Annotated in this window: 1 pseudogene; it reads right to left on the bottom strand. The window is 66.5% G+C overall.

Features of this window, described 5'->3' with window-relative positions:
• A pseudogene (locus IG84_RS41945) lies at positions 1-248 on the bottom strand (hypothetical protein); the annotation flags it as partial.
• Between the last annotated feature and the right edge of the window lie 256 nt (positions 249-504).

The following is a 504-nucleotide window of genomic DNA, read 5'->3' as shown; positions in this document are numbered from 1 at the left end:
GTGTATAAGAGACAGCCGCACCTCTGTTCGTGGCTGCCCTTCCACTCGCCGATGAACCCGTGACGCCCGGCGAGCGCGAACAGGTCGCCCGGCTCATGCACATTACCCTCGACGGGGATCACGCCGACGACGGCCGTGTACCCGTCGTTGGTGGTCGTGTAGGCGAAGACGCACCGGCTCCCCGTCTCCCAGTCGTGCAGCAGAGGGAAGATGGTGACTCGTCCGGTCCCGCTGAGTTCCCGTGGCATGGGCGCCCTCTCTGGTGGTGGTGTCGGCCCCGCCACTGTATGGGCGGGGCCGACGTCATTCACGAGATCCGGTCAGCGTCAGGCGTCGTACTGGCGGCCGTCGTCACCGTCGCCGGTGGGCGGATTGGGCTCGCCGTTGTCGTCCTCGTCGCCGCCGGCCATCGCGATCGTGATGCGAAGTGCGTCCTTCAGAGACATGCGTTTCTCCTCGTTGATCGATCGGACGTGCTTCTTACGAACCCGCCCCGGGCCGGAC

Source organism: Streptomyces ochraceiscleroticus (assembly GCF_000720485.1).
Taxonomy (GTDB): Bacteria; Actinomycetota; Actinomycetes; order Streptomycetales; family Streptomycetaceae; genus Streptomyces; species Streptomyces ochraceiscleroticus.
Note: the sequence above shows the minus strand (reverse complement) of the source record. Positions and strands in the feature narration are given on the sequence as shown.